Here is an 869-nt window from a genome sequence, read left to right as displayed (position 1 = left end):
ATAATCTTGGCAACCACACCGGCACCAACGGTACGTCCGCCTTCGCGAATAGCGAAGCGCAGGCCGTCTTCCATGGCGATCGGAGCGATCAGAGTAACAACCAACTTCACGTTGTCACCCGGCATTACCATTTCCACACCTTCCGGCAGCTCACAGGAACCAGTCACGTCAGTTGTACGGAAGTAGAACTGCGGACGGTAGCCCTTGAAGAACGGAGTGTGACGGCCGCCTTCATCCTTGCCCAGCACATACACTTCAGCTTCGAACTGGGTGTGCGGCTTGATGGTGCCCGGCTTGGCCAGTACCTGACCACGCTCAACGTCTTCACGCTTGGTACCACGCAACAGAACACCAACGTTCTCACCGGCACGGCCTTCGTCCAGCAGCTTGCGGAACATCTCGACGCCAGTACAGGTGGTCTTGACGGTATCCTTGATACCTACAATCTCCACTTCTTCCTGGACCTTGATGATGCCACGCTCGACACGACCCGTCACAACAGTACCGCGACCGGAAATAGAGAACACGTCTTCGATCGGCATCAGGAACGGCTTGTCGATGGCACGCTCAGGCTCAGGGATGTAGGCATCCAGAGTCTCGACCAGCTTACGTACGGCAGAAGTACCCATTTCGTTGCCGTCTTCGCCATTCAGCGCCATCAGCGCGGAACCGATGATGATCGGCGTGTCGTCGCCAGGGAAGTCGTACGCGCTCAGCAGATCGCGAACTTCCATTTCGACCAGCTCCAGCAGCTCTTCGTCATCAACCATGTCAGCCTTGTTCAGGAACACGACGATGTACGGGACACCTACCTGACGGGACAGCAGGATGTGCTCGCGAGTCTGTGGCATCGGGCCGTCAGCTGCAGA

At 57.2% G+C, this 869-nt stretch carries 1 protein-coding gene; it reads right to left on the bottom strand.

Going from position 1 to position 869, the window contains the following annotated elements; genetic code table 11:
* Window positions 1–869 (bottom strand): elongation factor Tu (gene tuf / locus FZE95_RS19490; RefSeq protein ID WP_150302446.1); only part of this gene is annotated, 869 nt, incomplete at both ends.

This window comes from Pseudomonas profundi (assembly GCF_008638305.1).
Taxonomy (GTDB): Bacteria; Pseudomonadota; Gammaproteobacteria; order Pseudomonadales; family Pseudomonadaceae; genus Halopseudomonas; species Halopseudomonas profundi.
Note: the sequence above shows the minus strand (reverse complement) of the source record. Positions and strands in the feature narration are given on the sequence as shown.